This is a genomic window from Bacillus sp. A015, assembly GCF_053851875.1.
The window spans coordinates 37469-57519 of sequence record NZ_JBSPZB010000013.1 but is presented as its reverse complement, the minus strand read 5'-3'; the positions used below and the strand labels follow the sequence as shown (position 1 = coordinate 57519).

Here is a 20051-nt window from a genome sequence, read left to right as displayed (position 1 = left end):
AAGATGACCAAACCATGATAAGTTCATGAAATCGTTTGAATCCAATTGAGATTTGAGAAGGAACATGTAAAATAAAGCTACATAAAGAAAAACAAGCAACAGCGGAGGCTGATGATGAAAATATTAATGATTGAAGACAATCAGAGCGTTTGTACAATGACAGATATGTTTTTTCAAAGAGAGGGGTTTCAAGCAGAATTCGTTCATGATGGACTAGAAGGACTGAATCGGTTTCAGCAAGAGGAGGATTGGGATTTGCTCATCTTAGATGTCATGCTTCCGTCGATGGATGGTTTGACCATTTGTCAAAAGGTGCGCAAGATCAGTGATGTTCCGATTATTATGCTGACGGCAAAGGAAACCGAGTCTGATCAGGTGCTTGGTTTTGATCTTGGAGCAGATGATTATGTGACCAAACCCTTTAGTCCTTTGACCTTAATGGCAAGAATCAAAGCGGTGAAGCGACGCTTTGCTCATACATCCACTCTAGAAAAGGTGAAAGAGGACGAACGGCTGGAGACAGCGCATTTTCAATTAGATAAGAAAACGAGAGAAGTCTTTTTGGATGGAGAGCGGATTGAAAACTTAACGCCAAAGGAATATGATCTGCTGTGCTTTTTTATTCAGCATCCTCGGCAAGTGTTTTCGCGCGAGCAATTACTGGAACAGATTTGGGGATATCAATTTTATGGAGATGAACGGACGGTTGATGTTCATATTAAACGGCTTCGCCAAAAAATTGGGGACGGGCCTAAGCCCTTTTTATATACAGTATGGGGCGTAGGGTATAAGTTCGATGAAGATTAAATATTTTTATCAGCTGCTGATTAGCCACCTTGGGTTATTGCTCATCGCCATCATGATTATCAGCACCCTCTTATCTCATTTTGTGAAAGATATTGCCTATCAAAACAGGGTCGATGAAATGAGCTCCTATGGCAATGAAATCTTGCAGAATTTTAAACAGCTGTCTAAAACCGAGATGATCTTCCGTCTGCGCCCATTTGAAGATATTCTCTCGACAAGACAAATTCGCTTTTTCGTATTTGATGAGAAAGGGGATGTTCTGTCTCAGCAGCAAGGGATGCCTCCGCATGAAGCTTTGCTGACAAAGGATTTATGGGTCAAGCTCTCAAAAGGAGAGCAAATCATCGTGAAACGGAGTGATTCACGCCGCCTCGATCAAGAGGCATCACTTGTGGCGCTCCCTGTCATGGAGGATGGGAAGCTGAAGGGCGGAGTCGTCCTCATTGCTCCGATTCAAGGAGCTGAACAGCTCATCGCCCAGATGAACCGCTATCTGTATATCATCGTATTTGTGGCACTGACGATTACCTTTATTCTCAGTCTGTTTCTGTCTAAATTTCATGTGAACCGAATCAAAAAATTGAGAGAGGCGACTGAAAAGATTGCACAAGGCGATTACAATATCAACCTTGAAAACAAACACCTTGATGAAATTGGCACACTTAGTGAGGATTTTAATATGATGGCCGAACGCCTCCAACGATCAAGAGAGGAAATTGACCGGCTTGAAAAGCGGAGACGTCAATTCATCGCTGATGTGTCTCACGAATTAAAAACGCCGCTGACCACCATTCGAGGGTTGGTAGAGTGGCTGAATACAGCGGATGTGCCCGCAGAAGAGAAAGAGAAATGCTATGCTTTAATCACAGACGAGACAAAACGAATGCTGCGCCTCGTCAATGAGAATATGGATTATGAGAAAATCAGATCGAATCAAATTACCCTTCAAAAATTTCACTATCCACTCATTGATACGTTTGAAGTGATCAAAGAGCAGCTGAGCCGAATCGCTGAAGAGAAAAACAATCAGCTGATCGTAGACGTTGATCCTGAACAAAAGGTATACGCAGATTATGACCGGCTCATTCAAATCCTTGTCAATATCACAAAGAACGCCATTCAATTCACAGAAGGCGGCCATATTTCCTTAAGAGGGAAACAAGAGAATCAAGAGACGGTCATTGAAATTGAAGACACGGGCATTGGCATTGCGCCAGACGAAGTCAAACACATATGGGAACGTTTTTATAAAGCGGATATCTCCAGAACGAATACACCGTATGGAGAATACGGACTGGGTTTGTCCATTGTGAAGCAGCTTGTGGACTTGCATGAAGGGCATATCGATATGAAAAGTGAAAAAAACAAAGGAACAACATTTACCATTCGACTGCCGTTTCCAGAAGAAAAGGGCTAAAACAAAATCGTTTTAGCCCTTTTGACGGATCATCACTTATTCATTTTTGGTAAACGTTAAGCCGATATGAGCTAGCGCTTGCGGTAAATCTTTACGAATGGTGATATCTTTAAATGAAATATTAGACTGAATCGCACTTAAAGTAAGGTCTTGCTTAACACCTGTTAATACAGCCGAAATCCCTAAAAGTCTCAGCGTTTGCGCATAGCTGACCAAATATTGAATGCTTTGTTCATTCAGGCGTTTTGTTCCCGATACATCGATGACCAGATGAGAGAGCGACAGCCTGTAGCTTTCCTGTAAAATGGTTTCTAAAATATGCTGAGCACGTGTCTCTTCGATATCACCAAGAAGAGGGAGCACGGCGACACCGTCAACAACTGGTACGATCGGTACAGATAATTGCTGAATCTGCCGGTTGGCACGGTCGAGTTCAAGGACGTAGCTTAATAAAGAAGCCATCGTTTCAAACATATACACATGCTCTTCTGTAAACTGCTGCACCCTTAGATCAAGTCCACAAATCGTTCCGTAGTTCGTGCCATCTGTAAAATCAATGGGAACCCCAATGAACGAGCCGCCTTGAAGCCGTTTCGTGACCTCTAAGTATTTAGAACGGTCATCCAATGAAATATCAGGGATCACCAGTGTATCCTGATAATCGACCGCCAGCTTGCAAAATGTCTTTTCGTAAGGAAGTTCTTCCCCTTCTTCAAGAAGCTGCTCGTCATGATTTAGCACCTTTACAATCTGATTGGTGTTTTGATCGTTTTTAGCAATAAACAGTGTATTCACATCAATGAATTGACTCATCATGTTTAAAATACTTGTAGAAGCATCATGAAAATTGCGAAACTGTTTTAATAGTTGTTGACGAGGCATGGATTAGGACTCCTTGTAGCTCCGATCAAAGGCCGGAACGATAGTTGATTTGTCTCTATCATACAAAATCAAACGAGGAATAGATATACTTTAATGCGCAAATCAGCTTGAATCGTGCGAGATCAAAAAGACTGCCGATCCGGAGATCTGACAGTCTGCTAATTAAATGGAGACAGGTACAGTAGACATAGAGAAAAATTCCTCATACAAGGCCTGAACGGCTTCTTTTTCTTGAGCCGCTTTGACGCCAAACATCATGCTGACCTCTGAAGAGCCTTGGTTGATCATTTCAATATTGACCTTGGCTTTTGACAGTGCCTTTGCCGCTCTTGCTGTTGTGCCAACATTATGACGCATCGCTTCTCCTACGACCATAATGAGGGAGAGATTCCGCTCTAAAGTGACCTCATCAGCATCAAGCACGAGCTTCAGGCGGTCTAACAGCTCTTGTTCAATATGCTGCTCCTCCAGTTGATCCTGCCTTAAAATAATGGTCATATCATCAATGCCTGAGGGAACATGCTCATAAGTAAGGCCATATTCCTCTAATGTTTGCAGCACCTTACGTCCAAAGCCGACTTCTCGGTTCATCAAATATTTACTGATATAAATGCTGCAAAATCCATGATCTGAGGCGATGCCAACAACAGGTCCATTCGTATGATCCCGCTGACTCACGATTTTTGTGCCTTTGGCTGCTGGATTATTGGTGTTTTTAATTTGAACAGGGATGCCTGCCCGGAAAGCTGGAATGAGCGCTTCATCATGGAACACAGAAAAACCAGCATAGGACAGTTCGCGCATTTCCCGATACGTCAGCTCAGTGATCTCCTTTGGCTCGTGAACGATCGTTGGATTGACGGCGTAGACAGCATCCACATCTGTAAAGTTTTCATACACATCTGCCTTTAGCCCGTTTGCCAAAATGGAGCCGGTAATATCTGATCCGCTTCGAGAAAAGGTGACGATATCACCCGCTAGACTGAAGCCAAAAAACCCAGGGAATACAATGATGCCAGAGCGTTCTCTTAATTTGTACAAATGATCATATGATTCCGGGAGGACTTGCGCTTGGCCAGGCTCGTCGCTCACAAATAAACCAGCTTCCTTTGGATTCACATAGTGGGCCTCGACACCTTGATGGCGGAAATAGGCGGCAATCAGCTTCGCGTTATTATCTTCACCACTTGCTTTGATAGCATCAAGATAACGCTCAGGATGAGACGAATCAGCCTGTAATAATGCGTCTAGGTCGTGCCGGATGGTGTCAATAATGTGATGACCTAAACCTAGTTCATCAGCAATCGAGGCATACCGCTCGATGACGGCTTCCTGTAAATCATGTGCTTCACCTAAACGTAAATATTGTTCACCACAGCTAATTAATAGATCGGTGACCTTCGTATCCGTTGAATGCCGTTTTCCTGGTGCGGAAACAACGACTGCTTTTCGAGCTGGATCTGCTGTTACAATGTCAAATACCTTTTGCAGCTGCTTGCCAGATGCAAGAGAACTGCCACCAAATTTAACGACCTTCAATGCATACATCTCCTATAGTAAAAATTTTCTCACAAATTGAATAGTTCCTATTATCAACTCTTTTCTTCAAATGATCAAGGTTTTTCTTCACTAGAAAAACAAATGTATTTTCAGGGAGGACGATATAGAGGGATTATATGAAAAAAGAGCCGGCAATATGCCGAGCCCTTTTTCTTATGAAGAAGATGAGGAGGAAGATAGCTCCTGTTTCATCACTTTGTCCTCACGTTTTTCCTTTAAGAAAAAGGCGAGGACGAGTCCAACGACCGCAATCAGACCAGAAACGATAAATGACGTATTCATGCCATGAACGGCTGATTTCAATGGATTAGCTATTTCTGCATTTGCAGCAGAGCTGCTCATAATGGAGACAAGCACAGCCGTCCCAATAGAGCCGCCCATTTGTCTCATCGTGTTATTCATCGCTGTCCCATGCGGGATAAGCTGCGGTGGTAAAGAGTTAATACCTGCTGTTGTCAGCGGCATCATGATCATCCCAACTCCGATTAAGCGAAGCGTGTAGGCCACCGTAATGAGAGCAATCGAAGAATCAAGGCTAAGCATCATAAATGGCAGGGAGGTGACAGTTAATATCGTAAACCCGCCTATTGCCAGCCCTCTTCCGCCGACTTTATCAAAAATCCGTCCGATAATCGGTGATAGCAATCCCATAAAGAGAGCACCCGGCAATAAGATGAGCCCTGTATCAAGCGCAGACAATCCTCTGACATTCTGCGTATAGAGCGGCAGAATGGTCTCAGTTCCAATCAGTAAAGCAAAGACGAGCATGCCGAGGAAGGTTGTTAAGCTAAAGACCGCAAACTTAAATACACCAAACTCAAGCATCGGTCTTTCCAAATTCGACTGACGCAGGATAAAGAGGAATAAGCTCACGGCGCCGACAATCAGCGAAATGAGGACAGGTGCACTCGTCCATCCATATGATCCGACACTAGAAAACCCGTACAGTAAACCGCCGAAACCGAAGGACGACAGGATGACGGATAAGACATCAATACGTGTCTCTCTTTGCTGCGTGACATTTTTCATTAAGAAATAAGCAAGAATGAGATCAATGATACCGATTGGCAGAACAATATAAAACAAGAATTTCCAACTAAAGGAATCGACAATCCAGCCGCCAAGTGTTGGCCCAAGCGCTGGTGCGAACGAAATGACAAGTCCGACCATGCCCATGGCCTGCCCGCGTTTTTCTTTCGGGAAAATGGTCAAAAAGATCGTTTGCATCAGCGGCATTAAAATCCCTGCGCCGGCTGCCTGTACAATACGCGCTGCAAGTAACACAGGGAAATTTGTTGCAAACGCAGCAAGAATCGTACCTGCTGTAAAAATGCTAAGAGCCGTTAAAACTAAGGCACGGCTCGAAAATTTCTCTATTAAAAAGGCGGTAACCGGGATGAGAATCCCGTTTGTCAGCATAAAGGCTGTTGTCAGCCATTGTCCTTTGCTGACATCAATATTGAATTCCTCCATGATATGTGGGATCGCTGGAATGAGCAGTGTTTGGTTTAAAATCGCTACGAATGCCCCGACGAGAAAAATCCCAACAATCACAGGTCGATGATACGATGTTGTTGATTGGTTCATGTTATCCCTTCTTTATCTATAAAATGATGCTTTTCAGCTGTGACACGTTTTGAGATAAAACGCTGTATTTGCCTAAATAATCGAGCAATGAGCTGATTAAAAAGGTTCTCGGTTGATCCTTTGATAATTCTTGATTCAGCAGCTCAAATGCAGAGAGGAGATCGTCCTTCTCTTCTCCGTTTGATAGTGCATGAAGCTCCTGCTTGATCTTCGTTAAGTACGTAATGACATGTTTTTCTTCATCATATTCGTCCTGCGAGGAAAGCAGATAAGAGTCCATCAGCTCATCTGTTAACACAGGCTCAATGGAGCAAGGCTTTTTCGATACACGGTCCATCACACCGATGATCATCTCGGCAGCATTTTCTAATTGAATGTTCTTATGCTCAATCGCCAGCATTAAGATGACTTCTCTCATTAATCCATTGAGGACAATCACAAGATCCCAGACATAAGGAGCAACAGTTTCGCCATATGTGCTTAAAATAATATCTCTGTGCCGCTGCATGATAATAGAGCGTGTTTCACGCAAATGCTTTTTGACAATGGGGGAATGCTGAGAAAATGCCTCGAAGGACAACATATTCAAAAATTTATGATTCTCTTTAAACTCTTCAAGCTCAAGCTTAATCTTCTTTGTGAATTTTTCCTTTTTGGACAGCGTCGTTTCTGAATGAATGAGGTGAGAAATCTCCCTCATCTTGCGCTGATTATATTTAATCAGTTCTAATAGAAGCTCTTCCTTTGAATCAAACAGTTTATAAATAGACGCTTTTGATATTTTACAGGCATCAGCAATCGACTGCATGGAGACACTCATATAGCCTTTTTGTGAAAACAATTTTTTCGAAACCCGCAAAATCTCTTCTTGCTTTTCTTTCATTTTCTTAAGTCCTTTCCGAATCGGCAAAACCATGTGGTCACAATGGAAACCGAGTGGTCACTTTTGACATAATAACAAAACCAATGGCTTATTTCAAGAAAACGAACTTTAAAAAATACCTATCTGTATGACAGGTATTTGATCGTTCTATTTAGGAATGAGATTGTATGTTATAAAGAAATACGATACATTTATCATATGAATAATCCAATCCATCCAACCCAAGAAGACATGACACTGATTTCTGTGCTGCAAGCATTAGCTGACCCTGTCCGATTAGAAATTGTCCGCTGCTTAGCAGAAGCGGGGGAGAGGACATGCGGCACGTATGATATGAACATTGCCAAATCCACGCTTTCCCATCACTTCAAAGTGCTGAGGGAGGCAGGCGTCGTGAAAGTGAGAATTGACGGGAAGCACCGCTACTATTCTCTAAGAAAAGAAGACATCGAGACCGCTTTTCCTGGACTTGTGTCATCGATTTTAGCTGTAGATAAAGAGCGGTGGTAAGTCAGCTGTCTATGAAGAGCAGCTGGCTATTTTATTTCCCATAAATCGACTCGTACAGCCGTTTCACCGCTGGCTGAATATCCTCTGGCCGCATATGTGAGAAGCCAAGGACGAGCGGGACAAAGCCTTCTTGATGCCCTGGCAAATACTCATCAAGGGTAAAACGGTCCATCCCGTACATTTTCAGCTTTCTTTCTTTGGCTCGCTTTAAAATGTCGTGCTGCGTTCGATCTGAGCGGAACTCTGCGATAAAATGAAGACCTGCATTTTCCCCAATAATGCGCACGCTGTCAGCAAAGACGATTTCGAGTTCTCCGATGAGCTGCTTCCTTTTTTCTTCATATAATCCATTCATTCTCTTAATATGCCGCTGATACGCGCCGTCTTTCATAAAATGAAGAAGGGTGTATTGGGTAAAAAGATTGGCTGTTTGAATGAAAAAATGCTGTTCTTCCTTATAGCGTCTTAATAAATGCTGCGGGAGCACCATGTAGCTTAGCCGCAAGCCGGGCAGCAGTGATTTTGAAAAGGTGCCCATATAAATCACTTTGTCATAGCGATCAAGACTCTGCAAAGCCGGTATGCTGTCTGTGCCATACTTAAATTCACTGTCATAATCGTCCTCAATGATATAGCGGCCTGGCTGATCAGCCGCCCAGTTTAACAACTGTATCCTCCGAGAAATCGGCATGATCACTCCTGTTGGGAACTGATGAGAAGGGGTAATGATTAAGACATTCGGCTGTTTTTTGTGAATGTCGCTCATCCGCACACCTTTTTGGTCAATCCCAATCGTTTCAATTCGGTGATGATTGTTTTTCAGCATTTGATAGAGCCTGCGGTAGCCAGGGTTTTCTAACCCGTATACTTGATCAGCCGGAAGGATGCTCGATAACGAATGAATGAGTGACTGTGTGCCTGCGCTTAAAATGAGCTGCTCTGGGTAGCATTTAACGCCTCGTGCAAGTCCGATCAGCCGGGCAATCGTTTCCCGCAGCTCATAAACGCCTTGTGGATGCGGAAGCTCACCAAAGGCTTCTTGGTGGAGGCTGATCGCCTTTTGTTCACTTTTCAGCCAGCTTTTAAAAGGGAAGTTTGCTGTATCAACGGAGATGTGTGAAAAGGAATACCAGTCGTCTCGCGCAATAGGCTCTTCCTTTAAATCCGCTGGAAGGGAAGAGGGTTTCAGCTGACCTGATTCATGAAACGTGTCTAGTGATTCCACAAAAAAGCCTTTGCGCTCAACCGAATATAAATATCCCTCGGCAAGCAGCTGTTGATAGGCGCCATTCACCGAATTGACGCTGACTTTTAATGTATCGGCTAACTCTCGTTTAGAGGGTAATTGATCGTGCGGCTGAAGATTTCGATTTAAAATTTCATCTTTAATTTTTGTATAGATTTGATGATAAATAAAGCCGTTTGCCCCTGTTGGATCTAGTTGAATTGTCAGCATCACGCCATTCCATCCTCTCTGATACCATCAAAAAAATGATATTGGTACTTTCTATCATACCAAAAAATATTCAGAATAATAAAAAAGACATAAAGGGGATGGATGACAATGAGTCAAACGACAACAAACCGTTTTTCAACAGAAGAATGGCAGGGGAAAAGAGATCAATACGTCGCAAGGGGCGTCAGTAATGGCAACCGTCATCTTGCAGGGAAAGGGAAGGGAGCCGAGCTGTTCGATATTGATGGGAATCGTTTTATCGATTTTGCAGGCGCTATCGGTACATTAAATGTAGGGCATTCACATCCAAAGGTTGTGGAAGCAGTCAAGGCACAGGCAGACAGTCTGATTCACCCAGGATTCAACGTGATGATGTACGAATCCTATATCGAATTGGCAGAAAAGCTATGCCACCTAACGCCAGGCGACCACGAGAAGAAAGCCATTTTCTTAAATTCAGGTGCAGAAGCTGTGGAAAACGCGGTGAAAATTGCCCGTAAATATACGAAACGACAGGCTGTTGTATCTTTTACAAGAGGCTTCCATGGCAGAACGAATATGACGATGAGCATGACGAGCAAGGTCAAGCCATATAAATTTGGGTTCGGACCATTCGCATCAGAGGTGTATCAAGCGCCGTATCCTTATTACTATCAAAAGTCTGAGGGATTAAGTGATGCGGCCTACGATGAGTACATCATTGATCAATTCAATCAATTCTTTGTCGCAACCGTTGCACCAGAAACAGTTGCTTGTGTGGTCATGGAGCCTGTCCAAGGGGAGGGCGGATTCATTGTACCATCGAAGCGCTTTGTACAGCACGTCGCTTCATTCTGTCAGCAGCACGGTATTGTATTTGTCGCAGACGAGATCCAAACAGGTTTTGCGAGAACGGGGAAATACTTTGCCATTGAGCACTTTGAGGTTGTGCCAGACTTAATCACTGTGTCAAAATCACTTGCAGCTGGCCTGCCGCTAAGCGGTGTCGTTGGCAGAAAAGAACTGCTTGATGCAGCGGATCCAGGCGAGCTCGGGGGAACGTATGCTGGAAGTCCGTTAGGCTGTGTGGCAGCATTAGCGGTTCTTGATATCATTGAAACAGAACAATTAAATCAACGATCTGAACACATTGGACAAGTCATTGAGGACAAAGCAAATGATTGGAGAACAAAGTACCCATTCATTGGAGAAGTCCGGAGATTAGGGGCAATGGCAGCAATTGAAATTGTGGAAGATCAAAGAACGCGTACACCTGATAAGAAAACAGCCGCAGCGATTGCAGCATATGCAAACGAGCATGGGCTGCTCTTATTAACGGCAGGGATTAATGGGAATATTATTCGCTTTTTAACGCCACTTGTCATCACAGATGAGCTGCTGCATGAAGGATTAGGGATCATCGAGGACGCCTTCAAAGCACGCTAAACAACAAAGGGGGATGGTTGTATGCAAAAACAAGAAATGGCAAAAACCATGTCGCAGTCAGACGTAATGTTTTTGTCCATTGGTGCAATGCTTGGCTGGGGCTGGGTTGTACTTTCGGGAGATTGGATTTTAACAGCTGGATTTTTAGGAAGTGTGATTGCCTTTGTCATAGGGGGCATTCTCGTCATCTTTATTGGACTCACGTATGCCGAGCTTTCGTCGGCAATTCCAGAGACAGGCGGGGGGCTCGTCTTTGTCCAGCGGGCCTTTGGGATAAAATCAGCGTTCGTCTCCGCATGGGGCGTATTGTTTGGTTATGTGTCCGTCATTACGTTTGAAGCTGTCGCACTGCCGACAGTGATTGACTATGTCATTCCAACACAGCATGTTGGTTTCCTATGGAATATAGGGGGATGGGACGTTTATTTCACGTGGGTATTGATTGGATCTGGCGGTGCGTTATTTTTAACAGCTCTGAACTACATTGGCGCAAAGCCTGCTGCCATTTTTCAATCAGTGTTCACAGTGGCGATTATTCTGACAGGTTTTCTCCTTTTAGGTGGAGCGACGTTTAATGGCGATTTTGCAAACCTTGAGCCGATGTTTCAAGGCGGGGTTGGCGGTCTCATGGCCGTTTTAGTCATGATTCCCTTTTTATTCGTTGGATTTGATGTCATTCCGCAAGTGGCGGCAGAGATCAATGCACCGAAGAAGATCATCGGGAGAATCTTGATTATCTCCATCGTGAGTGCCGTTGTTTTTTATCTGCTCATTGTCTTTGGCGTATCGGCTGGGTTGTCAAAGAGCCAGCTTGAAGCCTCTTCACTGGCGACAGCAGATGCCATGGTACAGCTTCTCGGTCATCAAGCATTTGGGACAGTGCTTGTGATTGGCGGTGTAGCAGGGATTGTGACGAGCTGGAATGCTTTTATCATTGGTGCAAGCCGTATTTTATACGCAATGGCGGAAAGAGGCATGATTTCCAAATGGTTTGCGTATATTCATCCAAAGTATAAAACACCGACAAATGCGATTTTATTTTTAGGGGCATTGGCCTTTTTTGCTCCACTGCTAGGCCGCCCTGCCCTTGTCTGGATTGTGAATACAGGCGGTGTGGGAATTATCGTCGGGTACTTAATTGTGTCCATCGCCTTTATGAAACTTCGCAAAACAGAACCTGAGCTTGAGCGTCCATACTGCATTAAATATTGGCGGACGACAGGCGTTTTAGCCATCGGACTTAGTCTCCTTTTTCTTTCATTTTATTTTCCGGGGATGCCGGCGTCTCTGTCATGGCCAGCTGAATGGATCTTGCTTTTAGGTTGGGCACTCATTGGGTATATACTATATGTAATGAATCCAAGAACGAAGGGGAAGGTAGAGAATGACAAACGAACTCAAAGTGTATAATCCTGCAACAGGGGAAGAGATTGCTTCAGTTGCTCAGCATACAAAAGAACAGATCGAAGACGCGATATCTCGCTCACACAAAGCATTTAAAACGTGGGCAAAAACGTCCGCCCATGATCGTGCAAATATCATCCGCAAGTGGTTTGATCTCATGATCGAACATAAAGAAAGGCTTGCCAAAATCATCACGGAAGAAAATGGGAAGCCTTATCAAGAAGCATTAGGGGAAATCGTCTATGCAGCTGGATATATTGAATGGTATGCAGAGGAAGCAAAGCGAATCTATGGCAGAACCATCCCGTCTCATACGACAAATAAGCGTCTTTTCGTCACAAAGCAGGCAGTCGGTCCTGTCGCTGCGATTACACCGTGGAATTTCCCTGCGGCGATGATTACGAGAAAGGCAGCACCAGCACTTGCGGCGGGCTGTACGTTTATTGTGAAACCTGCTGAAGACACGCCGCTCACGGCCATTGAACTTGTGAAATTAGGACATGAAGCCGGGATTCCAGAGGATGCTCTGCAATGGGTTGTTGGAGATGGAAAAGAAGTTGGTGAAATCTTCACAGATAGTCCATTGATTCGCAAGATCACGTTTACAGGCTCAACGCCAGTCGGAAAGCATCTGATCAAAAACAGTGCGAGCACAGTGAAACACGTATCGATGGAACTTGGCGGTCATGCCCCGCTGATCGTAGACAAGGATGCAAATCTTGAACTGGCTGTGAAACAAGCAGTAGCATCTAAGTTCCGCAATGCAGGACAAACCTGTGTCTGTGCCAACCGCTTAATTGTACATGAGGAGATTCATGAAGCGTTTGCTCAAGCGTTCAGCAAAGAAGTGAAAAAGCTGAAAGTGGGAAATGGGTTTGAAGAAGGCACATCAATCGGCCCAATTATCAATAAGCGCGGCTTTGATAAAATTGTCGGCCAAATTCAAGATGCAGTGGATAAAGGGGCGAAAGTGCTTGTCGGCGGCGATACGGATTTTGACGATGAGAAGTCATATTATTTTGTTCAGCCAACGGTGCTCACACATGTCGATCCTTCGATGAACATCATGCATGAAGAGACCTTTGGTCCTGTGGCACCGATTACGACGTTCCAAACATTAGATGAGGCGATTGAATTAGCCAACGATACACCTTTTGGACTTGCGGCATATTTCTTTACAGAGAATTACCGGAACGGACTCTACATCTCAGAGAATCTTGATTACGGTATTATTGGCTGGAATGATGGCGGCCCATCGGCTGTTCAGGCACCTTTCGGCGGTATGAAAGAGAGTGGAATTGGTCGTGAAGGCGGTATTGAAGGCATCGAGCCATATTTAGAAACAAAATATGTATCCATAGGTTTAGATGGATAATGAATGATTGAGACTGACCGAGAAACCTCGGCAGTCTTTTTTTATTAAACAGCTGGCGGGAAGAGTTGATCCACTGTTTCTTTCGTTTCCTGGAGGATTTCGTGGATATAATCAGCAGATGCTTGATCCATGCTGCTAAATAAAAGCCGTTCGACAGGCTCAACACCGATAAAACTGAAGACTTCTGTATCAGTTGTCATGTGATGGGAAGGGGGAACGATCATATTGGAATCAAGAAAGGTCCTTGGGGCATCGTGTGTGTTGATAATAACACCTTTTTTGTCCCGAAGCAGATTTTCAATAGCCCCGTGCTCATTTACCTGATAAGCAAATCCCTCCGAAAAGACGCGCTCCACATAGCCCTTTAGCATAGCCGGCAAGCCTGTCCACCATATCGGAAAAATAAACGTCAGAACATCCGCTTGTTGAATAAGCATCTGCTCTGTTTGAATGGCGATCGGCACATCACCGCGTTTGATCGCAGCCTTTTCCGCTATGGTGAGCTCTGGCTGAAAGCCGAGGGCATAGACATCACGAACAGTCACATCATGACCATTGTTCAAAAGAGTGCTCACAACAAGATCTAATAGGGTTTGATTTAAGCTTTGCTGGGGATGAGCAAATATAATTAGATGGTTCATCTCATAGCCTCCTAGGTGATCATCTGTCTCATTATGGCATGCGCCTGCATCCTATTCAATCCTATATTGGAAATGATAGGTTGGGAAAATAAAAAACGATCGCTTGTGAAAAACGATCGCTCATGTATGATTTACTTCTTTCTAAAAGCAAGACCAAGCGCAATAAGTGCTACGACTAGAGCGGCAATGGACAGGCCAAGGACAAGTGGTGAGGAAGAAGTGGACGCTGTTTCAGACGCCTTTTCTTCTTTTGGTTTTTCTTGACCATGTGAATCCGTTAAGGTATTAGATGCAACAATGTTTGTGATGGAATGAGGTTTATCAGCGTCTTGATCGCCAGTCCATTCAACGACCGTTCCATCTTTATAATATTGATACGCATCCCATGCAGCTTCACCTGCTTTTTCAGGGTTTTTTGCCACAAAAACGAATTGTTGGAACTGTCCAGCAAGCACACCATCACCCGTTGCTTCCCAAGTGACTCTTGTCACCTTGCCATCTTTCTCTTCAGTTGTTGTTTTCCAGCCAGGTACTGGCTCGTATTGTTGGAACTCTACGCCTTTAGGCATTGTGATGACAACCTTTGTTGTCGGGCTGTCACTTTCAGAAGGTACTTTTAACGTATAAGTTTCCCAAGCGTTTGTCGCAGACGTATCAGGTTTGACTGTCACGTGCGCACTCACAGGAATCGCCAGTAAAAATGAAGCGAGAAGCATTGGTAATAAAGCTTTAACGTATTTTTTCATGTGATCTAAACTCCTTTTAGTTTCTTCTAATAAATGTGGTATCGATCTTTTCAAAAGAACCAGTCAACGCATGGATGTCAATTTTCCAAGTGCCTTTTTCATTTAATAAGAGATTTTCAGCAGAGAAATGTCCATTTTTTAATCGTTTCAGCTGAAATTCACTCGGGGACTCATCACCGAACAAGGCAACTTTATGGATCTTGGCTGTCACAGATTGAATGTCAGTGATCGTTTGTCCATCCTTCTTTGTAAATGCCACCTCAAATGTATTTTTCCCAGGGGCATTCGGGGTAATGCTCAAGGACACAATGTCACGATGCTCCACTTGGTTTGCGCCGAAGAACGGCTCAGGTGCAGGCGGAGGAGGGCTCGGAATATTGGTGAATACAGCTGTTAATAACAAAATAGCAATTCCGATAATCCACTCAGCTCGTAACGAAACGTTTTGTTTCTGTTTCTTTTCCCATCTCAGCATCAAGTAGTGGACAAGTCCAAGGAGGCCCATGATGATAAATAAACCAAGCTTGATTAAAAAGGTTCGTCCGTATGCTGATTCGAATAGTGCATCAAACGATTGCAAAATAAAGATCGCATTCACAAATCCTGAAAACACAATGAGTCCAACAGAAAGCAGTGCCCACGGATGAAAGGCTGTCAGTGTCCTGCGTATGAGCGGCTGATCTTCATCTGGCAGCTTCTTCATTAATAGAAGGACAATGGCTGTTAAACCACCGACCCAAATGGATGCAGAGACGAGATGGATGAAATCAAGTGACGTTGTCAGTATTTTATTATCTGTTGCTGCTGGATGACCGATTTGTGCTTTCAGCCAAAGGAGCACCGTGAAAATGAGCAGCGGGAACAGCCATACCCGAAAAGAAGTGAAGTTCCCTTTTTTCAGCGCCACAATGGTCCAAATGGCAAGAAGAACAAACGATGCCATGAGCATCATCCACAGACTCCCGCCAGAAGTCGACGCAATGGTTTCTTGTAAAAGCGATGGTTGAAACGCCCCCCAAAAGGACACGCCTGCTGCTGATTTTGTTTGAATCGGCAGCTGGAACACGAGTGCTCCGCCCATCATGATAAGTGACAATGTCAGAAGCCACTTCATTCGTTTAGCTAATGCGTGTGAAATGGATGCTTTAAACCAAAACAGTCCAAACAAAATGGTTCCGAGGAATAAGCTGAACGACGTATAAAGAAAGGCTTTGTCAATGGTCGAAGCCATATCGATGGATTCATTCGATTGACCTTGATCTAATTGGTCAAATCCTCCATCCGCTTTTCCAATACTAAACGGGATCATGCCAGAGACAGAGTGTCCATCCGCAGATACCGCATTCCACTGAATGGTGTAAATCCCTTTTGGTAAATCCTTTTTTAATGCAGCTTCCATGATCTTTTGATCTTGAATGACCGTATCTCCCTTATCCACACGATCACCTTTTGCATTGAACACCTTAATGGCATGAAATCCGCTTTCGATTCCTTCACTAAATGTGATAGAAACTGAAGGAGGCTGCTTATCCAGCTCTTCATTTGCCGCTGGATTCGAGCTCACCACGTATGCATGAGCAAATGCTTCCTTTGGAATGAAAAAAGCGAACAAGAAGATAAGAAGCAGAAGCCACTTACTATTTTTCAACAAGGTGAATAACCGCCTTTCTACCTATGAAAATGTCTCATGTATCAGAAAGAAAGCGGCAGTAAACTATGAATCACAGAAAAAACCGCTCTTCCTATTGTGCCGCCCACTCTAAAAGGTAAACGAAACAACAGCAAGATGGTTCACTTTTTCTGGATCGTGTCTGCGCAGACGTTTCTTGAATGAATAGGTTTGATCAATATAAGCCTATTCGATTTAAGAAGAGGAAACAAGAAGTGACCATTTGAAAGTTGTGAAATTCCAATGAATTTTGCGCCAAAACAACGGCATATCAACCTTTTCACCTGTTATAACCTGTGATCTGACAGAGAATTCACATCATTTTTCAATTTTGTCACACACTATGTGACAAAGTGACGTTTAGTTTCAATTGAAGGGAAAGTGAAAGCGTTTTACGATAGGGATAAGGGCTTCACTGACACTTGTTCTTATATCTTTTGACCTATAAAGCCCTGAATAATGGGAGAGAAGAAAGGAGTTTTCACAGATGCAGGAAAAAAGCGGATTCCGTGTAAAAGTACAGCGCTTTGGAAGCTATTTAAGCGGTATGATTATGCCGAATATTGGAGCGTTTATCGCTTGGGGACTTATTACAGCTTTGTTCATTCCGAGTGGTTATTTTCCAAATGAACAATTAAATACACTCGTTGGACCAATGATCAACTACTTACTGCCGCTATTAATCGGTTACACAGGCGGTAAGCTCGTATATGACCACCGAGGCGGAGTACTCGGTGCAACCGCTACGATTGGGGTCATTGTCGGTTCGGACATCCCAATGTTTTTAGGTGCCATGATCATGGGGCCGCTTGGCGGTTATCTCATTAAGAAAATTGACCAGCTGTTCAAAGATCGAATCAGATCAGGCTTTGAAATGCTTGTGAATAACTTCACGGCAGGTATTCTAGGTGCCATTCTTGTCGCAATTGCTTTCTACGCAATCGGCCCAGTGGTACTTGGTCTTAATAAAGCCCTTGCGGCAGGTGTAGATATCATTGTCAATGCACACTTGCTTCCACTGGCAAGTATCTTCATTGAACCAGCGAAAGTATTGTTCTTAAACAATGCAATTAACCAAGGTATTTTAGGTCCTTTAGGGGTGGAGCAAGCAGCAAAAACGGGTCAGTCCGTCCTGTTCTTGCTTGAAACAAACCCAGGACCAGGTTTGGGTGTTCTTCTTGCGTATATGTTCTTTGGAAGAGGGAGTGCGAAGCAGTCTGCACCTGGTGCGATTATTATTCAATTTTTAGGGGGAATCCATGAAATTTACTTCCCGTACATCTTAATGAAGCCAAAGCTCATTTTGGCTGTCATTGCAGGGGGAGCAAGCGGTGTTCTGACCTTTACACTTTTAAATGCAGGATTAAAGGCTGTGCCATCACCAGGAAGTATTATCGCGCTCATGCTGATGTCTCCAAAAGGCGGCCACCTTACCGTTCTAGCAGGTGTTGTGGTGGCAGCGATCGTATCCTTCCTTGTCGCTTCTGTGATTTTAAAAGCGTCCAAGGCAGCAGATGAGGATCTAACAGCAGCAACAGAAAAGATGCAAGATATGAAAGGGAAGAAAAGTGCAGCAGCAGCTGCTCTAACTGCACAAAAGGAAGAAGCTCAAGGAAGCGAGCAATCAGCATCTCCGAGTGATGTCAATCCAGCTGACGTGAACAAAATTATCTTTGCCTGCGATGCAGGAATGGGCTCAAGTGCGATGGGCGCATCCATCTTAAAGAACAAAGTCAAAAAGGCAGAGCTTGATATTGACGTGACAAACACATCCATCAGCAACATTCCAAATGATGCCGATGTGGTCTTTACCCATAAGGATTTAACAGACAGAGCGAAGGCAAAACTTCCAGCAGCTGTGCATATCTCAGTTGATAATTTCTTAAACAGCCCGAAATACGATGAGCTGATTGAGAAGTTGAAAAAATAACATGACGAAACGGGTTGAGTTCAATTTTTCCTGATTGAACTCCCCGTTTTGGTTGTTTTCCTGATTTTCCATTCTAAAAAAGGTGTGTGATCATTCATGAAACAAGTACTTTCAAAAGACAATATTTTTCTAAACGAACAAGCAGGCTCTAAAGAAGAAGCCATTAAAAAAGCAGGCGAAGTCCTAGTGGCTAACGGCTATGTCACAAGCGATTATGTCGACAAAATGTTTGAAAGAGAAAATATCTCTTCTACATTTATGGGAAACGGGATTGCGATTCCTCATGGAACAGAGGATGCCAAAGCCGCTGTCCTTCATTCAGGGATTTCAATCATCCAAATTCCAGATGGCGTTGAATATGGAGAAGGAAATATCGCCAAAGTCGTATTTGGTATCGCTGGGAAAAACAACGAGCATCTCGATATTCTTTCTCAAATTGCAATTGTCTGTTCAGAAGAAGAAAATGTAGAACGCATCATTCATGCAAAGGATCAGGATGAACTGATCGCCATCTTTAACGAGGTGAACTAACATGAAGGCACTTCATTTTGGAGCAGGGAATATTGGCAGAGGGTTTATCGGATCTTTGTTAAAAACATCAGGCTTTGAGCTTGTGTTTACCGATGTAAATGAAGCGGTGATCCACGAGCTGAATGAAAGAGGAGAATACACGGTCGAACTCGCAGCACCAGGACAGAAGCAAGAAGTAGTAGGTCCTGTTTCAGCGATCAATTCCGCGCAAAATCCAGCGGCATTAACAGAGGCCGTTGCACAAGCCGATTTGATTACAACAGCTGTTGGACCAGCCGTACTGAAGATCATTGCTTCATCTATTGCTGATGGATTAAAACAAAAAAAGCCGGACCATATCATCAACATTGTTGCGTGTGAAAATATGATTGGGGGCAGCTCTCATTTAAAAGAAGCCGTCTTCTCTCATTTAACAGCAGATGAACAAGAAGCGCTGTCACGTACAGTTGGTTTTCCAAACGCTGCCGTTGACCGCATTGTTCCTATTCAGCACCATGAGGACATTCTGAAAGTATCAGTCGAACCATTTTTCGAGTGGGTCATTGATGAGACGGGCTTTATTGGAGATGTTCCTCAAATTGACGGAGCGACCTTTGTACAAGATTTGACGCCATATATTGAACGTAAGCTCTTCACTGTCAACACAGGACATGCACTAGCTGCTTATGTCGGGTACCAGCAAGGTGTCCAAACGATTAAAGAAGCCGTCGACACGCCAGAGATTCGTCAAATTGTCGAAGGCGCACTTCACGAAACGGGCAGCTATTTAATTGACACATATGGCTTTCAAAAAGAAGAACATGATGCGTATATACAAAAAATCATCAAACGATTTGAAAATGCCTTTATTTCCGACGAAGTGACTCGTGTCGCACGTTCCCCGCTTAGAAAGCTGGGGACAGATGACCGCTTAATTGGTCCAGCGAAGAAGATCAAACAGCCAGTTTATTTAATCAAAGGCATTGCCGCAGCTTTGGCTTACGACTTTGCAGAAGATGAAGAAGCCGTTCGCATGCAAGCTTTAAGAAAAGAAAAAGGCATTGAAGGTGTGCTAGAAGAGGTATGTGGACTCACGCCAACAGACGATCTCTATCAAGCCATTCTCAAAGAAACAGCTCTATAATCAAAAAATCCCTTTTCAACATGTGAAAGGGATTTCAGCGTGTAGACAAACCCTCGCATTCGGTGTCAGTCCTGCGTGCCGGTGCTCACGAATGTCAAATTCGCT

Annotated in this window: 17 protein-coding genes; 9 read left to right on the top strand and 8 right to left on the bottom strand. The window is 43.8% G+C overall.

The features are described from left to right. The first annotated feature begins 114 nt into the window (after positions 1–114). Both ACSLGF_RS12255 and ACSLGF_RS12250 read left to right on the top strand, forming a co-directional pair. Complete coding sequence (locus ACSLGF_RS12255) at positions 115–807, top strand: winged helix-turn-helix domain-containing protein (protein ID WP_456005795.1); 693 nt, start codon at positions 115–117, stop codon at positions 805–807. Then, on the top strand, positions 797–2224 hold the full coding sequence (locus ACSLGF_RS12250; RefSeq protein ID WP_456005792.1) for an ATP-binding protein: 1428 nt from the start codon (positions 797–799) through the stop codon (positions 2222–2224). The genes ACSLGF_RS12255 and ACSLGF_RS12250 overlap by 11 nt, the downstream gene beginning before the upstream one ends. Before the next feature lie 36 nt (positions 2225–2260). Here ACSLGF_RS12250 and ACSLGF_RS12245 read toward each other — a convergent pair whose 3' ends face one another. From ACSLGF_RS12245 to ACSLGF_RS12230, 4 genes are all read right to left on the bottom strand, one after another. After that, a complete protein-coding gene (locus tag ACSLGF_RS12245) occupies positions 2261–3106 on the bottom strand; it encodes a GAF domain-containing protein (protein WP_456005790.1) in 846 nt (281 codons plus the stop codon). Between the two features lie 162 nt (positions 3107–3268). Beyond that, complete coding sequence (locus ACSLGF_RS12240; protein WP_456005787.1) at positions 3269–4645, bottom strand: aspartate kinase; 1377 nt, start codon at positions 4643–4645, stop codon at positions 3269–3271. A gap of 174 nt (positions 4646–4819) precedes the next feature. Beyond that, positions 4820–6253, bottom strand: a complete 1434-nt coding sequence (locus ACSLGF_RS12235) for an MDR family MFS transporter (RefSeq protein ID WP_456005784.1) — start codon at positions 6251–6253, stop codon at positions 4820–4822. A gap of 16 nt (positions 6254–6269) precedes the next feature. Then, positions 6270–7136 (bottom strand): TetR/AcrR family transcriptional regulator, encoded by an 867-nt coding sequence (locus ACSLGF_RS12230; RefSeq protein ID WP_456005782.1) that lies wholly within the window; start codon positions 7134–7136, stop codon positions 6270–6272. A gap of 198 nt (positions 7137–7334) precedes the next feature. Between ACSLGF_RS12230 and ACSLGF_RS12225 the strand changes: the two genes are divergently transcribed. After that, positions 7335–7646: an ArsR/SmtB family transcription factor gene (locus ACSLGF_RS12225; protein ID WP_456005779.1), complete on the top strand. Its 312-nt coding sequence runs from the start codon at positions 7335–7337 to the stop codon at positions 7644–7646. Between the two features lie 31 nt (positions 7647–7677). On the opposite strand, the gene gabR is transcribed toward ACSLGF_RS12225, so the two are convergent. Continuing rightward, a complete protein-coding gene (gene gabR / locus ACSLGF_RS12220; protein WP_456005776.1) occupies positions 7678–9102 on the bottom strand; it encodes a MocR-like transcriptional regulator GabR in 1425 nt (474 codons plus the stop codon). 108 nt (positions 9103–9210) lie between these two features. Between gabR and gabT the strand changes: the two genes are divergently transcribed. The 3 genes from gabT to ACSLGF_RS12205 are packed head-to-tail and all read left to right on the top strand — an operon-like array spanning position 9211 to position 13306. Next, positions 9211–10527 (top strand): 4-aminobutyrate--2-oxoglutarate transaminase, encoded by a 1317-nt coding sequence (gene gabT, locus ACSLGF_RS12215; protein WP_456005774.1) that lies wholly within the window; start codon positions 9211–9213, stop codon positions 10525–10527. A 21-nt stretch (positions 10528–10548) separates the two neighbouring features. Next, positions 10549–11937: an APC family permease gene (locus tag ACSLGF_RS12210; protein WP_456005772.1), complete on the top strand. Its 1389-nt coding sequence runs from the start codon at positions 10549–10551 to the stop codon at positions 11935–11937. Next, entirely contained in the window at positions 11912–13306 is a 1395-nt protein-coding gene (locus ACSLGF_RS12205; protein WP_230031291.1) for an NAD-dependent succinate-semialdehyde dehydrogenase, read from the top strand. The genes ACSLGF_RS12210 and ACSLGF_RS12205 overlap by 26 nt, the downstream gene beginning before the upstream one ends. Positions 13307–13350: 44 nt before the next feature. Here ACSLGF_RS12205 and ACSLGF_RS12200 read toward each other — a convergent pair whose 3' ends face one another. The 3 genes from ACSLGF_RS12200 to ACSLGF_RS12190 form a co-directional block, all read right to left on the bottom strand. Continuing rightward, the gene (locus ACSLGF_RS12200; protein ID WP_099726045.1) at positions 13351–13947 is read right to left on the bottom strand and encodes an NAD(P)H-dependent oxidoreductase; all 597 of its coding nucleotides are present in this window, start codon (positions 13945–13947) and stop codon (positions 13351–13353) included. A 131-nt stretch (positions 13948–14078) separates the two neighbouring features. Then, positions 14079–14693 (bottom strand): YcnI family copper-binding membrane protein, encoded by a 615-nt coding sequence (locus ACSLGF_RS12195; protein WP_456005770.1) that lies wholly within the window; start codon positions 14691–14693, stop codon positions 14079–14081. Between the two features lie 16 nt (positions 14694–14709). Next, complete coding sequence (locus ACSLGF_RS12190) at positions 14710–16344, bottom strand: copper resistance CopC/CopD family protein (RefSeq protein ID WP_456005767.1); 1635 nt, start codon at positions 16342–16344, stop codon at positions 14710–14712. Positions 16345–16849: 505 nt separating this feature from the next. On the opposite strand from ACSLGF_RS12190, the gene ACSLGF_RS12185 reads away from it, so the two are divergent. From ACSLGF_RS12185 to ACSLGF_RS12175, 3 genes are all read left to right on the top strand, one after another. Next, positions 16850–18292: a PTS mannitol transporter subunit IICB gene (locus ACSLGF_RS12185; RefSeq protein ID WP_456005764.1), complete on the top strand. Its 1443-nt coding sequence runs from the start codon at positions 16850–16852 to the stop codon at positions 18290–18292. 96 nt (positions 18293–18388) lie between these two features. Next, a complete protein-coding gene (locus ACSLGF_RS12180; protein ID WP_012008933.1) occupies positions 18389–18823 on the top strand; it encodes a PTS sugar transporter subunit IIA in 435 nt (144 codons plus the stop codon). 1 nt (position 18824) lies between these two features. Next, positions 18825–19946: a mannitol-1-phosphate 5-dehydrogenase gene (locus ACSLGF_RS12175; protein WP_456005762.1), complete on the top strand. Its 1122-nt coding sequence runs from the start codon at positions 18825–18827 to the stop codon at positions 19944–19946. Positions 19947–20051 lie beyond the last annotated feature (105 nt).